Below are 17,230 nucleotides of genomic sequence, written 5' to 3' on the forward strand. Positions count from 1 at the left end.
CCCCGACGAACACCCTCCGTGAGCTCCGCGAGGCCGCCCCCTCGCCCCCGCCCGCGCCACCACCCCTCGGATTGGACCATGACCACCTCGCCCTTCGCCGTGCCCTGCGAACGGATCGCGATCACCGGCATCGGCTGCCGCCTGCCCGGCCACGCCAACGACCACCGCACCTACTGGCGAAACCTGATCGAGGGCCGGGACTGTCTCACCGACACCCCCGCCGACCGGTACGACACCGGCACCCTGGGCAGCCGGGACCGTGCCAAGCCGGGGCGGCTGATCGGCGGCCGGGGCGGCTACATCGACGGCTTCGACACCTTCGATCCGGACTTCTTCGGGATCAGCCCGCGCGAGGCCGCCCACATGGACCCCCAGCAGCGCAAGCTCCTGGAGGTGAGCTGGGAGGCGCTGGAGGACGGCGGGCTGCGCCCCGGCGAACTGGCCGGGCGGGACGTCGGCGTCTACATGGGCGCCTTCACCCTGGACTGGAAGATCCTCCAGTTCGCCGACCTCGACTTCACCACCATCGCCGCGCACACCGCCACCGGCACCATGATGACGATGGTCTCGAACCGGATCTCGCACTGCTTCGACTTCCGCGGCCCCAGCGTCTCGATCGACACCGCCTGCAGTTCCTCCCTGGTGGCCGTCCACCTCGCCTGCCAGAGCCTGCTCCGCGGCGAGACCGAACTCGCCCTGGCCGGCGGTGCCCTGCTGCACATGGCACCGCAGTACACGATCGCCGAGACCAAGGGCGGCTTCCTCTCCGCCGACGGCTGCTCGCGCGCCTTCGACGCCTCCGCCGACGGCTACGTGCGGGCCGAGGGGGTCGGCGTGGTGGTGCTCAAGCGGCTCTCCGACGCGCTGCGCGACGGCGATCCGGTGCACGCCGTGATCCTCGGCAGCGGCGTCAACCAGGACGGCCGCACCAACGGCATCACCGTCCCCAGCGCCGACGCCCAGGCGGCCCTGATCGAGCGGGTCTGCGCCGAGGCCGGGGTGCTGCCCGGCAGCCTCCAGTACGTCGAGGCGCACGGCACCTCCACCCCGGTCGGCGACCCGATCGAGGCCGCCGCCCTCGGCCGGGTGCTGGGCATCGGACGCCGGGACGGGGAGCGCTGCTACGTCGGATCGGTGAAGACCAACATCGGGCACACCGAGGCCGCCGCCGGGGTCGCCGGGCTGATCAAGGCCGCACTGGCCCTCAAGCACCGCCGCATCCCCCCGCACCTCAACCTGGAGCGGCCCAACCCCGCCATCGACCTGGCCGCACTGCCCTTCGACCTCCCCACCGCCCCCGTCGACTGGCCCGAGCACCGGGGCCCGGCCCGCGCGGGCGTCAACTCCTTCGGCTTCGGCGGCACCAACGCCCACGTCCTGCTGGAGGAGCCGCCGCCACCCGCACCCGTGGCGCCCACGCCGCAGCCGGCCGTCACCGTGCTGCCGCTGAGCACCCGGGACGCCGCCGCCCTGCCCGAACTCGCCGCCGCCGTACGGAGGGAGCTGGCCGCCGGGGCCTCGCCGGCCGATCTCGGCCACACCCTGGCGCACCGCCGCCAGCACCTGCCCGAGCGGCTCGCCGTGGTCCACTCCGGGCCGGCCGAGCTGGACGAGGCCCTGGCCGCCTGTGAGCGCGGCGAGGCCCACCCGAGGGTCGTCCAGGGCCGCGCCCGCGACCGCCAGGACCGCCGCCTGGCCTGGGTGTTCACCGGCATGGGCCCCCAGTGGTGGGGGATGGGCCGGGGCCTGTACGAGGCCGAACCGGTCTACCGCGAGGCCGTACGGGCCGTGGACGCGGAGATCCGCGCCCAGGCCGGCTGGTCGCTGCTGGAGGAACTCGGACGCGACGAGGCCGACTCCCGGATGGCCGGGACCTGGCTCGCCCAGCCCGCCAACTTCGCCGTCCAGATGGGTCTTTCGGCGCTCTGGCGGAGCCACGGACTGCGGCCCGACGCGGTGGTCGGCCACAGCACCGGCGAGGTCGCCGCCTTCCACCAGGCCGGGGTCTACGACCTGGCCGACGCCGTCCGGGTGGTGCTCGCCCGCAGCGGGCTCCAGCAGCGGCTGGCCGGGACCGGCTCGATGCTCGCCGTCGGCCTGCCGGAGGCCGAGGCCGAGCGGCGGATCCGCCCGTACCGCGGCCGGGTCTCGCTCGGCGCCGTCAACAGCCCCTCGGCGGTCACCCTCGCCGGGGACACCGAAGCGCTGCGCGAACTCGCCGCGGAACTCGAACAGGAGGGCGTCTTCGCCCGCCAGCTGGACGTCGAAGTCCCGTACCACAGCGCGCGGATGGACCCGATCCGCGGCGATCTGACCGCCGCGCTGGCCGGGATCGAGCCGCGGCCGGCACAGCTGCCGCTCTACCTGACCGCCCGCGAGGGGCTGGCCCGGGGGCCCGAGCTGGACGGCGAGTACTGGTGGCACAACGTCCGCCGCCCGGTGCGCTTCCGGGCCGCCGTCGAGCGGATGGCCGAGGACGGGCACCGGCTGTTCCTGGAGGTCGGCCCCCACCCGGTGCTCGGCCACGCGATCCGCGAGTGCGCCGAGCGGGCCCACACCCTGCCCTCGATCCGCCGCGGGCAGGACGAGCCCGAGCGTGTCGCCCGCACCCTCGCCGAACTCCACACCCTGGGCGTCGAGTTCGACTGGACGGCGCTGCACCCGGGCGGGCGCCCGGTGCCGCTGCCGGGCTACCCCTGGCGGCGCGAGCGGTACTGGGCGGAGCCCGAGCCGGTCGCGCGGGTCCGGCTCGGGCGGGTCGACCACCCGCTGCTCGGCCGCCGCACCGCCGCCGCCCAGCCCACCTGGACCACCGCGCTCGACCCCGAGCGGCTGCCCTACCTGGACGACCACCGGATCGAGGGCCGGGTGGTCTTCCCCGCCGCCGGGTACGTCGAGATGGCCGCCCAGGCCGTCCGGGCACTGACCGGCGGCACCGAGGTGGTGCTCGCCGACATCGAGCTCAACCGGGCGCTGTTCCTCTCCGACACCGAGCCCGTCCCCGTGCAGCTCGGCTACGCCCCCGAGGACGGCCGCTTCACCATCGCCTCCACCCCGCCCGGCGCCGAGCCCGCCGTCCACGCCGGCGGCCGGGTCCGCACCGGCCAGCGCCGCTCCCACGGGCCCGCCGCCGACCTGGCCGCCCTGCGCGCCCGCGGCCGGCACCTCGACGGGCCCGACTGCTACCGGCGCCTGGCCGAACGCGGCTACGACTACGGCCCGGCCTTCCGCGCCGTCGCCGAGGTGTGGACCGGGCCCGGCGAGGCACTCGCCCGGATCCGCCCCACCGAGCAGCTCGGCCCCGACGCGGCCGGCCACCACCTGCACCCGGTGCTGCTCGACGCCTGCTTCCAGACCCTGCTCACCACCCGGCTGGACGCCCCCGAGGGCGGCGGCGTCCGGCTGCCGGTCTCCATCGGGGAGCTCCGGCTCGACGCGATCGGCGCCCGCCCGCTGTGGGTGCACGCCACCGTCACCCGGGACGACGGCGAGGAACTCCTCGGCGACCTCGCCCTGTACGCCGAGGACGGCACCCCGCTCGGCCGGATCACCGGCTTCCGGGCCACCGACGTCGCCCGGGCGGCCGCCACCGTCAGCCTGGCCACCATCGACGGCTGGCTCACCGAACTCGCCTGGCGGGACGCCCCGGCACCCCCGCGCGAGCGGCCCACCGGCGACCTGCTGCTCTTCGCGGACGACGGCGGCCTCGCCGAACGGCTCGCCGAACTGGCCGCCGACCGCGGCGCCCGCTGCCACCTGGTCCGGCCCGGCGGCGCCTACGCCCTCGCGGACGGGACGGCGACCGTACGGCCCGACTCCGCCGAGGACCTCCGCCGACTGTTCGCCGACCTCGACCCGGCCCCCCGGACCGTCGTCCACCTGTGGAACCTCGACCTGCCCACCCTGGACACCACCGACCCCGGGCAGCTCCACCGGCTCGCCACCCACGGCGCCTACTCGCTGATCACCCTCGCCCAGGTGCTGCCCGCCGCCCACCCGGACGGGCGGCTGCACATCGTCACCCGGGGCACCCAGGCCACCGGGCCGCAGGACCGGGTCGAACCGCTCGGCGCGCCCGCCTGGGGCATCGGGCGGGTGCTGTGGCAGCAGGAACTCGTCGCCCAGCGCGGCAGGCTGATCGACCTCGATCCGGCGGTGCCGGCCGGCGACCAGGCCGCGTCGCTGCTCGCCGAGCTGACGGCCGACCCCGCCGCCGACGACGACGAGCAGGAACTCGCCCTGCGGGCCGGCCGCCGGCTCACCGGCCGACTGTGCCCCGCCGAGGGCTTCACCCGGCCGCTGCCGCCCGTGCTGCGCCCCGACGGCAGCTACCTGGTCACCGGCGGCTTCGGCGCGCTCGGCCGACTGCTCTGCCGCGCCCTGGTGCGGCGCGGCGCCCGCCGGCTGATCCTGGTCGGCCGCACCGCCCTGCCCCCACGAGCCGAGTGGCACACCGTCGACCCCGCCACGCCCGCCGGGGAGCGGATCGCCTTCCTGCGCGAACTGGAGGCGCTCGGCGCCGAACCCCTGCTCGCCCCGGTGGACGTCACCGACGAGACCGCCCTCGGAGCCTGGCTCGCCGGGTACCGCGAGCGCGAACTCCCGCCGATCCGCGGCGCGTTCCACCTCGCCGGGCAGGTCAGGGACACCCTGCTGCCCCAGATGGACCGCCCGGCCTTCGACGCCGGATACGCCCCCAAGGTGATCGGCGCCCACCTGCTGCACCGGCTGCTGCACGCCGAACCGCTCGACCACTTCGTGCTGTTCGCCTCCGTCGCCTCGCTGCTCACCACCGCCGGACAGACCAACTACGCGGCCGGGAACGCCTTCCTGGACGCCCTCGCCCACCACCGCCGGGCCGCCGGCCTGCCCGCGCTCAGCCTGGACTGGGGGCCCTGGGCCACCGGCATGATCGAGGAACTGGGACTGGTCGCCCACTACCGCGACGCCCGCGGCATGAGCTCCCTGCCGCCGGAGGCCGGCACCGCCGTACTGGAACGCGTCCTCGGGCAGGACCGCGCCCAGCTGCTGGTCGCCACCGTGGTCGACTGGCCGACCTTCCTCGCCTGGTACCCCGCCCCGCCGCCGCTGGTCGCCGAGCTGGCGGCGAGCGCCGCCGAGCAGGCCCCGGCCGGGACCGGCGGCTTCCTGGACGACTACCGCACCGCCGACCCGGACACCCGCCGCCGGCTCGCCACCGAGCGGTTCACCGCCGCCGCCGCGGCCGTGCTGCGCACCGGCACCGACCGGATCACCCCGGACACCAGGCTCGGCGCGCACGGCCTGGACTCGCTGCTCGCCATGGAGCTGCGCGCCCGGGTGCACGGCGAACTCGGCGTCGCCCTGCCGGTGGTCGCGCTGCTCAGCAACGGCAGCGTCGCCGACCTGGTCGACCTGCTCGCCGAGGGCCTGGACGCGCTGCTCGCCGCCGAGGGCGGCCCCGAGCGGGCCGAGGTCGAGGTGCACACGGACGAGACCCGCTACCCGCTCACCCACAACCAGCAGGCGCTGTGGTTCCTGCGCCAGCTGCACCCGGACGGCTTCGCGTACAACATCGGCGGCGCGGTCGAGGTGCGCGCCGAACTCGACCCGGAGCTGGTGTTCGCCGCCTTCGCCTTCCTGGTCGCCCGGCACCCCGGGCTGCGCGCCGCCTTCACCGCCGAGGAGGGGAGACCCGTCCAGCGGATCCGGGCCGAAGTGGCCCCCGACACCGGGTTGTTCGACGTCGAGGGCCGCCCGTGGGAGGAGATCCACGAGCTGATCGTCCGCGAGTACCGGCGGCCGTACGACCTGGCGGAGGACCCGCTGGTCCGGCTGCGGCTGTTCCGGCGCGGGCCGGACCGCTGGGTGCTGATGAAGGCCGTCCACCACATCGTCTCGGACGCGATCTCCACCTTCACCTTCATCGAGGAGCTGTTCGAGGTCTACCAGGCGCTGAGCCGGGGCCGCACCCCCGAACTGCCCCCGGTGGCCGCCCGCTACCTGGACTTCCTCAACCACCAGAACCGCTTCCTGGCCGGGCCGCAGGCCCAGCGGATGCTGGACTACTGGCGCGGCCACCTGCCCGCCGGGATGCCGGTGCTGGAACTGCCCACCGACCGGCCGCGCCCGGCGGTGCAGACCCACAACGGGGCCTCCGAGTTCTTCCAGCTGGACGCCGAACTCACCGCGAGGGTCCACGCGCTGGCCCGGGCGCACAACGCCACCCCGTTCATGGTGCTGCTCGGCGCCTACTACCTGCTGCTGCACCGCTGGTCCGGACAGCAGGACATCGTGGTCGGCAGCCCCGTGACCGGCCGCACCGAGGAGGAGTTCGCCTCGGTCTACGGCTACTTCGTCAACCCGCTGCCGCTGCACGTCAGCCTGGCCGGGGAGCCGACGGTGACCGAGCTGCTGGCCCGGGTACGGGAGAGCGTGCTCGGCGGGCTGGACCACCAGGAGTACCCGTTCCCGCTGCTGGTCGAGCAGTTGGGCCTCCAGCACGACCCGAGCCGCTCCGCGGTGTTCCAGGCGATGTTCATCCTGCTCACCCACAAGGTCGCCGTGGAACGCTTCGGCTACCGGTTGGAGTACATCGAACTACCGGAGGAGGAAGGTCAGTTCGACCTCACGCTGTCCGCCTACGAGGACCGCTCGGACGGCCGCTTCCACTGCGTCCTCAAGTACAACTCGGACCTCTTCGAGCCCGCCACCGTACGGCGCCTCGCCGCGCACTACCGCAACCTGCTGGACGCCATGACCCGGGCCGACGAGGCCGAACCGGTCGGCCGGCTGCGGATGCTGGACGCGGCCGAGCGGCAGCGCCTCCTCACCGCCTTCAGCGGCGCCGAGCGGCGGATCGACCACGACGTGCCGCTGCCCGAGCTGATCGCCAAGGCCGCCGCCGAACACCCGGAGGCGATCGCGGTGGTCGCCCCCGGCCGGGACGCCGTGCGGCGGCTCGGCTACGGCGAGCTGGACCGCCGCTCCCAGCGCGCCGCCGCCCGCCTGCGCGAACTGGGCGTCGCCGAGGGGTCGGTGGTCGCCGTCTGCCTGGACAAGTCGCCCGAACTGATCACCACCCTGCTGGCCGTCTGGCGGGCCGGCGCCGCCTACCTGCCGCTCGACCCGGGGCACCCGGCCGACCGGCTCGCGTACCAGGTGGCCGACGCGGGGGCGGCCCTGGTCGTGGTGGACGAGCGGCGACCCGCCCCGGCCGAACTCCCGGCCCGGCCGGTCACGCTGGAGGAGCTGGACCGGCCGGCCGCCGGGACCGGAGCGCTGCCCGCCGCCGACCCCGACCGGGCCGCCTATGTGATCCACACCTCCGGCTCCACCGGCCGCCCCAAGGGCGTACGGGTCTCCCACCGCAACCTGGCCGCCGTGACGGCCGGCTGGCGGGCCGAGTACCGGCTGGACACCGAGGCCCGGGTGCACCTGCAGATGGCCGGGACGGCCTTCGACGTGTTCACCGGCGACCTCGCCCGGGCGCTCGGCACCGGCGGCACGCTCGTCCTGGTCGACCGCGAACTGCTCTTCGACACCGCCCGGCTGTACCGGGTCATGCGCGAGGAGGCCGTGGACTGCGGCGAGTTCGTGCCCGCAGTGGCCCGTGCCCTGCTGGCCCACTGCGAACGCGAGGGACTGCGGCTGGACTTCCTGCGGCTGCTGGTCGTCGGCTCCGACTCCTGGAGGGCCGCCGAGCACCAGCGGCTGCGCGCCCTCTGCGGCCCGGCGACCAGGCTGGTCAACTCCTACGGCCTGACCGAGGCCACCGTGGACAGCTGCTACTACGAGGGCGCCGCCGAGGCGCTGGAGCCCGGCCGGATGGTCCCGATCGGGCGGCCCTTCCCGAACAGCGCGCTGTACGTCCTCGACCGCTACGGCGAGCCCGTCCCCGCCGGGGTGCCCGGCGAGCTGTGGATCGGCGGCGCGGGCGTGGCGGACGGTTACCCGAACGACCCGGAGCAGACCGGACTTCGCTTCCGTACGCTCGACCTGGACGGCACCCCCGTCCGGCTCTACCGCACCGGCGACCTCGGCCACTGGGACGCCGACGGCACCGCGCACCTGCTCGGCCGGATCGACAACCAGGTCAAGGTGCGCGGCCACCGGATCGAACCGGGCGAGATCGAGGCCCACCTCACCGCCCGTCCCGGCATCGCCGAAGCCTGTGTGACGGTACGTCAGGACGCGTCGGGTGAGGCGGTGCTGGCCGCCTACCTGGTGCCCGCCGACGGCGTCCGGCTGGACCGCCGCGAACTGCGCCGCCACCTCGCCGAGCACCTGCCCACCGTGATGATCCCCTCCCACCTCGCCGAACTGCCCGCCCTGCCGCTCACCCCGAACGGCAAGGTCGACCTGGCCGCGCTGCCCGAGCCCGCGGCCGACACCGGCGGCGAGCCGCCCGAACCGCCCGTCACCCTCTACGAGAAGCGGGTCGCCGAGCACTGGTGCACGCTCCTCGGCCTGGCCGAGGTCGGCCTCCAGCACGACTTCTTCGAGCTCGGCGGCAGCTCCATCCGGCTGATCGAACTGATCCACCACCTGCAGACCGAGTTCGCGATCAGCATCCCGGTCGGCCAGCTGTTCAAGGTCACCACGCTGCACGGAATGGCCCGCACCGTCGAGCAGATCGTCACCGGCGAACTGGCCGGCGGCCAGCCCCACCTGTGGTTCAACCCCGCCGCGCCCGAGAACCGCACGGTGTTCTGCTTCCCGCCGGCCGGCGGGCACGGCCTGGTCTACCGGCAGCTCGCCGCCCACCTGCCCGAGCACCGGATCGCCGCCTTCAACTACCTGACCGGGGACGACAAGACCGCCCGCTACGCCGACCAGGTCGAGGCACTGCACCCGGTCGGCCCGTACCGGCTGCTCGGCTACTCGCTCGGCGGCAACCTGGCCTTCGAGGTGGCCAAGGAGCTGGAACGGCGCGGCCGCACCGTCACCTCGGTGCTGCTGCTCGACGCCTACCGGTCGACGGAGGCCTTCGACCTCGGCGAGGAGCATGTGGCCGTGTTCGAGCGCGAACTCCAGGAGCACCTGCACCGCCACACCGGCTCGCGGATCGTCGCCCGCGAGACGCTCGAACAGGCCCGTGACTACCTGGAGTTCTGCAGCCGCACCCCCAACACCGGCACCGTACGGGCCCAGCTGGACGTGGTCTGCGAACAGGAGCGCCTCGCCGTGCACGTCGGCGACGAGCCGGGCTCCTGGCACGGCGCCTCCACCACCGGCACCGCCGTGTACGCCGGCCACGGCGGCCACGCCGAGATGCTCGACGGCGAGTTCGCCGCCCGCAACGCCGAACTGGCGGTCGCGATCCTGGCCGGAGGCACCGTCGATGGCCGGGGCTGACCGCGGGCCGGACTGGTCCGCCCGTCAGCGGCCGGCCGGCGGCCCGCCCAGGGTGATCGTGATCGGGGCCGGCCTGGCCGGCCTCGCCACCGGCTGCTACGCCCAGATGAGCGGCCTGGAGACCCGGATCTTCGAGAAGCACGTGCTGCCCGGCGGCTGCTGCACCGCCTGGTCCCGGCACGGCTACCTGTTCGACTACTGCATCGACTGGCTGATCGGCACCGCCGAGGGCACCGGAGCCCACCAGGTCTGGCGCGAACTCGGAGCCCTGGACGGCAAGTCGGTGACCCACTTCGACACCTTCAACCGGGTCGTCGACGAACACGGCCGGTCCGTCACCTTCCACACCGACCCGGACCGGCTGGAGGCCCACCTGCTGGCCCTCGCCCCCGGCGACGCCAGGCCGATCCGGGCCTTCTGCCGGGACCTGCGCCGCTTCGCCGCGATCGACCTGCCCTGGGACCTCACCCCGCCACCGCTGCGGACCACCCGCGAACGGCTGCGTACCCTGCGCGCCGTACTCCCCGCCTTCCGGCTGTTCTGGCGCACCGCGACCACCCCGATGAGCGGCTTCGCCGAGCGCTTCCAGGACCCGCTGCTGCGCCGGGCCTTCCCGACCATGTTCCTCCAGGAGCCGGCCGGCTTCCCGCTGCTGCCGTACCTGTACACCCTGGCCGCCGCCCACACCGGCAACGCAGGCTTCCCGCAGGGCGGTTCGCTCGGACTGGCCCGCTCGGTGGAGGCGCGGTACACCTCGCTGGGCGGGGTGATCGGCTACCGCTGCCGGGTCGACCGGATCCTGGTCGAGGACGGACGCGCCGTCGGCGTCGAACTGCGGGACGGCACCCGCCACTTCGCCGACCACGTGGTGGCCGCCTGCGACGGACCGACGGTGCTCGACCGGCTGCTGCGGGGCCGCTACTCCAGCCCCGCCACCGACCGGCTGTACGGCGAACTGCTGGAGAAGCCCGGCAACCTCTACCCGGCCGTGGTCTCCGCCTTCGTCGGGGTGGACGGCCCGCTCCCGCCGGGCGAACCGCACTGCACCACCTACCTGCTGGCGCCCGAGGACGCCGGGCGGCTGCCCGGCTCGCTCCAGCACAGCCTGGTGGTGCAGCTGCGCTCCGCCTACGCGGAGGGCTTCGCCCCGCCCGGCAAGTCGGTGCTGCACTGCACCTACTTCAGCGACTACCGCACCTGGAAGGAGCTGCGGGTCCGCGACCGCCGGGCCTACCGGGCCCGAAAGCAGGAAGTCGCCTCCTTCGTACGGGAGTTCCTGGACCGGATCCACCCCGGGCTCGGCGCGCGGATCGAACTGGTCGACGTCGCCTCCCCGGTGACCACCGAGCGGTTCACCGGCAACACCCGCGGCAGCATCCTCGCCTGGCAGGCCTTCTCCGAGGCCGAGGACACCGCCAACCGGCTGGTCAACCGGGACCGGATGCGGCTGCCCGGGCTCGGCGGCTTCTCGATGGCCGGGCAGTGGGCCTCCCTCGGCGGGCTGATCCGGGCCGCCACCAGCGGCCGGTACGCGGCCCAGTACCTCTGCCGGGAACTCGGCCGGCCGTTCCGGGCCTGGCCCAGCGACAACCGGGAGCCCTGGCACCCGGGCAAGTGGGGCCGGCTGCCGCAACTCGACCGGGTCACCGTCGGGGCACCGGAGTCGACGGGAGTGAGCGAATGAACCCCAGGCAGAGCATGGTCATCATCGGCGGCGGGCTCGGCGGCCTGTCCACCGGCTGCTACGCGCGGATGAACGGCTACCGCACCCGGATCCTGGAGATGCACGAGCTGCCCGGCGGCTGCTGCACCGCCTGGGACCGCGGCGAGTTCACCTTCGACTGCTGCATCAGCTGGCTGCTGGGCAGCGGGCCGGGCAACGAGATGCACCGGATCTGGCTCGAACTCGGCGCACTGCAGGGAAAGCGGATGCGCAACTTCGACGTCTTCAACGTGGTGCGCACCCGGGACGGCCGGGCGGTCTACTTCTACTCCGACCCGGACCGGCTGGAGGCCCACCTGCTGGACCTCGCCCCGGAGGACGCCCGGCGGATCCGCCAGTTCTGCGACGGCCTGCGCAAGTTCCGTCTGGCGCTGGCCCGTTACCCGTTCCTCAAGCCGGTCGGGCTGATGGGCCGCTGGGAGCGCTGGCGGATGCTCGCCTCCTTCCTGCCGTACTTCAACGTGATCCGGCGCTCGATCTCGGTGCTGATGAGCGACTACTCGGCGCGGTTCCGCAGCCCGCTGCTGCGCGAGGCGTTCAACTTCGTGCTGTACGAGAAGCACCCCAACTTCCCGGTGCTGCCCACCTACTTCCAACTCGCCTCGCACGCCGGGCAGTCGGCCGGAGTGCCGGAGGGCGGCTCGCTCGGCCTGGCCCGTTCGATCGAGCAGCGCTACCGGCGGCTCGGCGGGGAGATCACCTACAACGCCAGGGTGACCGAGATCCTGGTCGAGCGGGACACCGCCGTCGGGGTGCGGCTGAGCGACGGGCGGGAGGTGCGCGCCGACATCGTGGTGGCCGCCTGCGACGGCCGCACCACGATGATGGACCTGCTCAAGGGCCGCTACCTGAACGACACCTACCGCCGGCTCTACACCAGGACGCTGACCGAGCCGGGCATGGTCTTCCCCGGCTACCTGACCGTCTTCCTCGGGCTGCGCCGCCCCTTCCCGGCGGGTGACCCGTGCACCACCTACCTGCTGGAGGAGGAGTTCGCGGCGCGGCTCACCGGCATCCGCCACCCCAGCATCAACATCCAGTTCCGCAGCCGCCACTACCCGGAGCTTTCGCCGGCCGCGACCACCGTGGTCTACGCCAGCTACTTCTGCGACATCGCCCCCTGGCGGCAGCTGAGCACCGGCCCCGAGCAGGCCCCCCGGCTGCGGCGCGGCGAGGAGCTGCACACCCTGCCGGTCGGCCGGGGCCGGGAGTACCAGCGGGAGAAGCGCCGGGTGCGCGACGCCGTCATCGAGTTCCTGGACGGCCACCACCCCGGGCTGCGGGAGGCGGTGGCCGTCCGGGACGTCTCCACCCCGCTGACCCAGGTCCGCTACACCGGCAACTACGACGGCACGGTGCTCGGCTGGCAGCCCTTCGTGGAGGGCGGGGAGACCCTGGAGGAGGAGATCAAGCGCAACGGCCCGGGACTGCCGGGCCTGGCGAACTTCTACCTCTCCGGCGTCTGGGCGACCACCGGCGGACTGATCCGCGCGGCCGCCGCCGGCCGGCACGTCGTCCAGTTCATCTGCCGCGACGACGGCCGCCCGTTCACCGCCGAGGTGGACGACTCGGCCCCGCCGCCCACCCTGATCACCGAACCGGTCGGCCCCGACGACCGGCAGTTTGGAGTCACCTCGTGAGTGATGTGGTTCGGATCGAGAAGTGGATCGTCAGCGAGCACGCGGACGGCGTCCCCGACGTGGACCGGATGTACCGCAAGGTCGTGGAGGAGGTGCCCGTCCGGCTCGCCGAGGACGAGATGCTGCTGCGCACCCGGTGGGTGTCGGTGGACCCGTACCTCCAGGGGATCGCGCTGGACACCCCGGTCGGCGACCACATGGGCGCCGACTCGATCATGGAGGTGGTGCGGGCCGGTCCCGCCGCGCGGTTCGCGGTCGGTGACCTGGTGCAGGGCTTCGGCGGCTGGCGCAGCCACGTGATCGGCAACGGAGAGTCCTGGCTCTGGCAGACCGGCACCTTCCCGATGGTCTTCCCGGCCTACCGGCGGCTGGACCGCGCGGACTACGACGACGCGCTGCCGGTCACCACGGCGCTCGGGTTGCTGGGCGGCCCGGGGATGACGGCCTGGGGCACGGTGGAGAAGTTCCTGGACGTCCGGCCCGGCCAGACGGTGCTGGTGAGCGGGGCCAGCGGGGCGGTCGGCTCGGTGGTCGGCCAGCTCGCCAAGCTGAGGGGTGCCAGGGTCATCGGCACCACGGCGACGCCGGCGAAGGCCGGGTGGCTGGAGGAGCTGGGCTTCGACGCGGTGCTGAACTACCGCGACGGCGACGACCCGGAGCGGCTGGCGAAGGAGCTGGCCGGCCTCGCTCCGGACGGCGTCGACCGCTACTTCGACAGTCTGGGCGGCACGCTCACCGACGCGGTGTTCGGGATGCTCGCGGTGGACAGCCGGGTGGCGGTCTGCTGGCAGTGGGCGAGCCAGGTGGGCGGCGAGTGGACGGGCCCCCGGCTGCTGCCGATGATCATGTTCCCGCGCACCCTGATCCGAGGGATCTTCGCGCTGGAGTGGTTCACCGAGGAGAACTGGTCCGCGCTGCGGCGGGACCTCGGCGCCCTGGTGCGCAGCGGGAGCCTGCGCTACCGGCAGACCGTCCACCACGGATTCGACAGCATTCCGGCGGCCTACCGCAGTCTCTACACCGACCGGTCGGCGAGCCGGGGGAAGGTGCTGGTCGAGCTGTGAGCGGCCGCCGGGGCGCAGCCTGTCGGAGGGGACGCTGTTCCGGGGTCAGCCCAGGGTGAACCAGGTGCTGCGGGACTTCTTCCACTCCGGGTGGGTGAGGTCCTTGGCGGCGGTGCCGTCGCCGTACAGGTCGGCGGAGCCGTTGTCGGTGATCAGCTGGGCGCGGGCGCCGGGGGCGTCCAGGTCCGGCACGTCCGGGACGGCCTCCCAGGCGCCGGCGTCGCCGGTCGGCAGGTCGAGCAGCTTGACCGGCGCGGAGGTCGGGCGGCCGTCCCAGCGGTAGAGCGCGTACGGGGCGGAGTTGTCCTCGGCCGCCCAGGAACCGGCCACGATCAGGTACTGGCCGAGCGCGTTGCGCCGCAGGTCGCGGACGGAGAGGCCGCCGAGGTCCAGCTCGATCGGCTCGCCGATGGTCGCGTGCGCGGCCGAACCGTCCAGCAGGGACGGGAAGTTGGTCACCGGCACCAGCAGCGCCCGGCCGCCGGGCACCGCCGGGGCGAGCGGTGCGCGGAAGCCGATGTAGGCGGTGGTGTCGCTGCCCGGGGCGAACTCCAGGCCCTCGACGTTGAATCCGTCGATCTGCTTGGGCGCCTGCCCGTCCGCGGCGCCGGCCGCGAAGCCGTAGCGGTCGCCGTGGGCGGAGTCCCAGGCGATCAGGTCGTCGCGCAGCCCGTGGTACGAACCCACCAGCGTCACCTGGGTGTTGGCGCCCGAGCCGGTCACCTTGGTGGCGAACTGGGTCTGCCGGTCGGGCTTGACCTTGCCGTCCTTGTTGTTGCCGAGCGAACCGGTCCAGTAGATCGTGTCGCCGACCCGGGCGGCGGCCTCGATGTCGATCTCCCTGTCGACGCCCAGGGCGCCGCTGAAGTCCCAGGTGCGCACCGGAGCACCGGAGTTGTTGCGGTCGTACAGCCGCAGGGTGTTGGTCTCGTCGTCGCCGACCACGATGTAGCCGCCGCCCGCGTCCACCGCCGCCGAGGCGTCGCTGGAGCCGGTCAGGTACCGGCTCGCGGCGGAGTCCCGGACGGCGGCGGAGGCCGCGTAGTGCAGCGTCCGGGTGGCGGTCCTGCCGCCCAGGCCGGTGACCTTGACGGTCAGGTCGGTGTAGCCGACGCCCTGGGCGGCGACCGCCAGGGTGCGGCTGCCGCCGCTGCCGGTCACCGTGACGTCGCCGGTGCGCGCCACGCTGCCGCGGGTGCTGGCCGAGGCGGAGACGGTCAACGACGAGGCGGGCGCGCCGCTCTGAGCGACCGTGACTCCGACCGTCGGGTCGCCGACGGCGCCGACCGCGCCGGACAGGTAGCCCGCCGAGAGGGTGATCGTCGGGGTGCCGTACGAGGCCGCGGCGGACGGCACCGCCGGGAGCGCGAGCACGGGCACCGCCGCGACGGCGACGGCCAGCGGCAGCAGACGACGGGAGGAACGGATCACGGTGAGAGCCCTTCGGCACGGGGGAGTTGGGGCGGAGCCAGCCTGCTGTGCGTGAGCGAACACCGACCCTATGTCAGCGGACGGCACGACGAACAGCAGGCTGCCGGAAGCGGCCTCCCCTCGCCGCGCGGCCGGGTCAGCCGGTGATCCCCGCCGCGCGCAGCCGGCGCTCGACCTCCTCCCAGGTCGGGGCGGCCGGGGTGGTTCGGTGGGAGCCCACGCCCTTGTCCTTGAAGCCGCTGGAGGTGGAGACGCACACCACCGGGCCGTCGTCCGGCGCCTGGGCGCCGAGGCTGCGCAGCCCGGCCAGACCGGCCGCCGCGGACAGCTCGGCCCACAGCCCGGCGCGGGCCAGCTCGCCCTGGGCGTCGGAGAGTTGACGGTCGTCCACGGTCAGCGCCCGGCCGCCGCTCTCGCGCACCGCCAGGACGCCCCGGTAGCCGCTCACCGGCGAGGCGATCGAGTACGCCTCGCTCGGGCCGACCGTCACGTGCGCGGCCGGCGCACCCTCGGCGAACGCCCGGTGCAGCGCGCCGGAGGCCGCGGACTCGCAGGCGTACACCCGCGGCACCCGGTCGGCCAGCCCCAGCCGGCGCAGTTCCTCGAAGCCCTTCCAGACCCCGAAGAGCAGCTCCCCGTACCCGGTCGGGACGAACACCGCGCTCGGTACGCCGACGTCCTGGAAGATCTCGTACGCCACGGTCTTGTAGCCCTCGGGGCCGTAGGCATGGCCGGTGTGGGTGGTGGTCAGGTTGCTGACCGGGTGCAGCCCGAGCCGCTCCACCACCTGGCGCAGCAGCGGCCAGCGGGCCTCCCACGGCACGGGCAGGACGACGGCGCCGTAGGCGTTGAGGAAGGCGTCCACGGCGGGCGGCGCGTCCGGGCCGGTGAACACCACGCAGGGGAGCCCGGCCCGGGCGGCGTAGGCGGCCGCCGAGGCGCCGTGGTTGCCGGAGGACGCCACCGCGATGCCGGGTGCGCCGGCGCCGACGGCGGCGCTGGTGGTGCAGCGGTTCAGCCGGTCCTTGTGGCTCCAGGTCGGGTTGCGGGACTCGTCCTTGACGTACACGCCCGACTCGATCTCGACCAGCGGGGTGGCGCCCTCGCCGAGGCCGGGCGCGTGCAGCGGCGGCAGCAGCGGCGCCCAGCGCTCCAAGCCGCCGCGGGCCCGTACCGGGGCGAACAGGGCGGCCGGGTCGACCTTGTCGTAGGCGTAGCCGACCTCGACGGGGTAGGAGACGTCCTCCGTGCTGGTGCGCGGGCAGCCCGCGGTCAGCGGGGGCCAGAGGGGGTAGTCGAGGGCGGGGTCGCCGAGTGAGCGCTGTCCGGTCGCGAGGGAGTCGTCGGTTGCCATGTAAGCAGCCTAAGGGGGTTTCAGGTGCTACAGGGCGGATTTCCGAATCCTCGGTTCCGGTCGGCGGCACGGAGCAGTGGACTGCTACTGGGGCTGCCCGCCCTGGCGGACGGCGGAGACGTCGAACTCCAGGACGACCTTCTCGCCGACCAGGACGCCGCCGCCCTCCAGCGCCGCGTTCCAGGTCACCCCGAAGTCCTTGCGGTTGATCGTGACCGAGCCCTCCAGCCCGACGCGCAGGTTGCCCTGGGGGTCGACGGCGTGGCCGGTGTACTCGACGTCGATGGAGACCGGGCGGGTGATCCCCTTGATGGTGAGGTCCCCGGTGACCCGGTACTCGCCCTCCCCGCGCGGCTCGACCGCCGTGGCGGTGAAGGTGATGGTCGGGAAGGTGGGGACGTCCAGGAAGTCGTTGGTGCGAAGGTGCTGGTCGCGCTGGGCGACGCCGGTGTCGATGCTCCCGGCCTGGATCGTGACCCGGGCGGAGCAGCGGCTCGGGTCTTCGCCGTCCAGGTGGGCGGTTCCCTCGAACTCGGTGAAGGAGCCGCGGACCTTGGTCACCATGGCGTGCCGGGCGACGAAGCCGATCCGGGTGTGGGCGGGGTCGAGGACGTAGTCCCCGGTGAGGTCGGAGAGGTCGGCGGTCATGGTCGGAGTTCCTCCTGATGTGGGTCGCGGGACT

At 74.0% G+C, this 17,230-nt stretch carries 7 protein-coding genes; 4 read left to right on the forward strand and 3 right to left on the reverse strand.

Features of this window, described 5'->3' with window-relative positions:
• Positions 1-78: 78 nt before the first annotated feature.
• Genes ACZ6Z8_RS13880 through ACZ6Z8_RS13895 form a run of 4 tightly spaced genes read left to right on the forward strand, consistent with a single transcriptional unit; the run spans position 79 to position 13,763 of the window.
• The gene (locus ACZ6Z8_RS13880) at positions 79-9,336 is read left to right on the forward strand and encodes a non-ribosomal peptide synthetase/type I polyketide synthase (RefSeq protein WP_465609348.1); all 9,258 of its coding nucleotides are present in this window, start codon (positions 79-81) and stop codon (positions 9,334-9,336) included.
• The gene (locus ACZ6Z8_RS13885) at positions 9,323-11,020 is read left to right on the forward strand and encodes a phytoene desaturase family protein (protein WP_465609350.1); all 1,698 of its coding nucleotides are present in this window, start codon (positions 9,323-9,325) and stop codon (positions 11,018-11,020) included. The genes ACZ6Z8_RS13880 and ACZ6Z8_RS13885 overlap by 14 nt, the downstream gene beginning before the upstream one ends.
• 14 nt (positions 11,021-11,034) lie before the next feature.
• Positions 11,035-12,699 (forward strand): phytoene desaturase family protein, encoded by a 1,665-nt coding sequence (locus ACZ6Z8_RS13890; RefSeq protein ID WP_465609852.1) that lies wholly within the window; start codon positions 11,035-11,037, stop codon positions 12,697-12,699.
• Positions 12,696-13,763, forward strand: a complete 1,068-nt coding sequence (locus ACZ6Z8_RS13895; protein WP_465609352.1) for a zinc-binding dehydrogenase — start codon at positions 12,696-12,698, stop codon at positions 13,761-13,763. Before ACZ6Z8_RS13890 ends, ACZ6Z8_RS13895 begins: the two co-directional genes overlap by 4 nt.
• A gap of 45 nt (positions 13,764-13,808) precedes the next feature.
• Here ACZ6Z8_RS13895 and ACZ6Z8_RS13900 read toward each other — a convergent pair whose 3' ends face one another.
• From ACZ6Z8_RS13900 to ACZ6Z8_RS13910, 3 genes are all read right to left on the reverse strand, one after another.
• Entirely contained in the window at positions 13,809-15,143 is a 1,335-nt protein-coding gene (locus ACZ6Z8_RS13900; RefSeq protein ID WP_465609854.1) for a hypothetical protein, read from the reverse strand.
• A 187-nt stretch (positions 15,144-15,330) separates the two neighbouring features.
• Positions 15,331-16,548, reverse strand: a complete 1,218-nt coding sequence (locus ACZ6Z8_RS13905) for a threonine synthase (protein WP_465609354.1) — start codon at positions 16,546-16,548, stop codon at positions 15,331-15,333.
• Between the two features lie 84 nt (positions 16,549-16,632).
• Entirely contained in the window at positions 16,633-17,196 is a 564-nt protein-coding gene (locus ACZ6Z8_RS13910; protein ID WP_465609356.1) for a YceI family protein, read from the reverse strand.
• Positions 17,197-17,230 lie beyond the last annotated feature (34 nt).

Source organism: Kitasatospora sp. NPDC101108, from assembly GCF_055584725.1.

Bases quoted from the DNA above. Each gene is read 5' to 3' on its own strand.
- ACZ6Z8_RS13890 (WP_465609852.1), top strand. From the start codon at position 11,035: ATGGTCATCATCGGCGGCGGGCTCGGCGGCCTGTCCACCGGCTGCTAC.
- ACZ6Z8_RS13880 (WP_465609348.1), top strand. From the start codon at position 79: ATGACCACCTCGCCCTTCGCCGTGCCCTGCGAACGGATCGCGATCACC.
- ACZ6Z8_RS13885 (WP_465609350.1), top strand. From the start codon at position 9,323: ATGGCCGGGGCTGACCGCGGGCCGGACTGGTCCGCCCGTCAGCGGCCG.
- ACZ6Z8_RS13910 (WP_465609356.1), bottom strand. From the start codon at position 17,196: ATGACCGCCGACCTCTCCGACCTCACCGGGGACTACGTCCTCGACCCC.
- ACZ6Z8_RS13905 (WP_465609354.1), bottom strand. From the start codon at position 16,548: ATGGCAACCGACGACTCCCTCGCGACCGGACAGCGCTCACTCGGCGAC.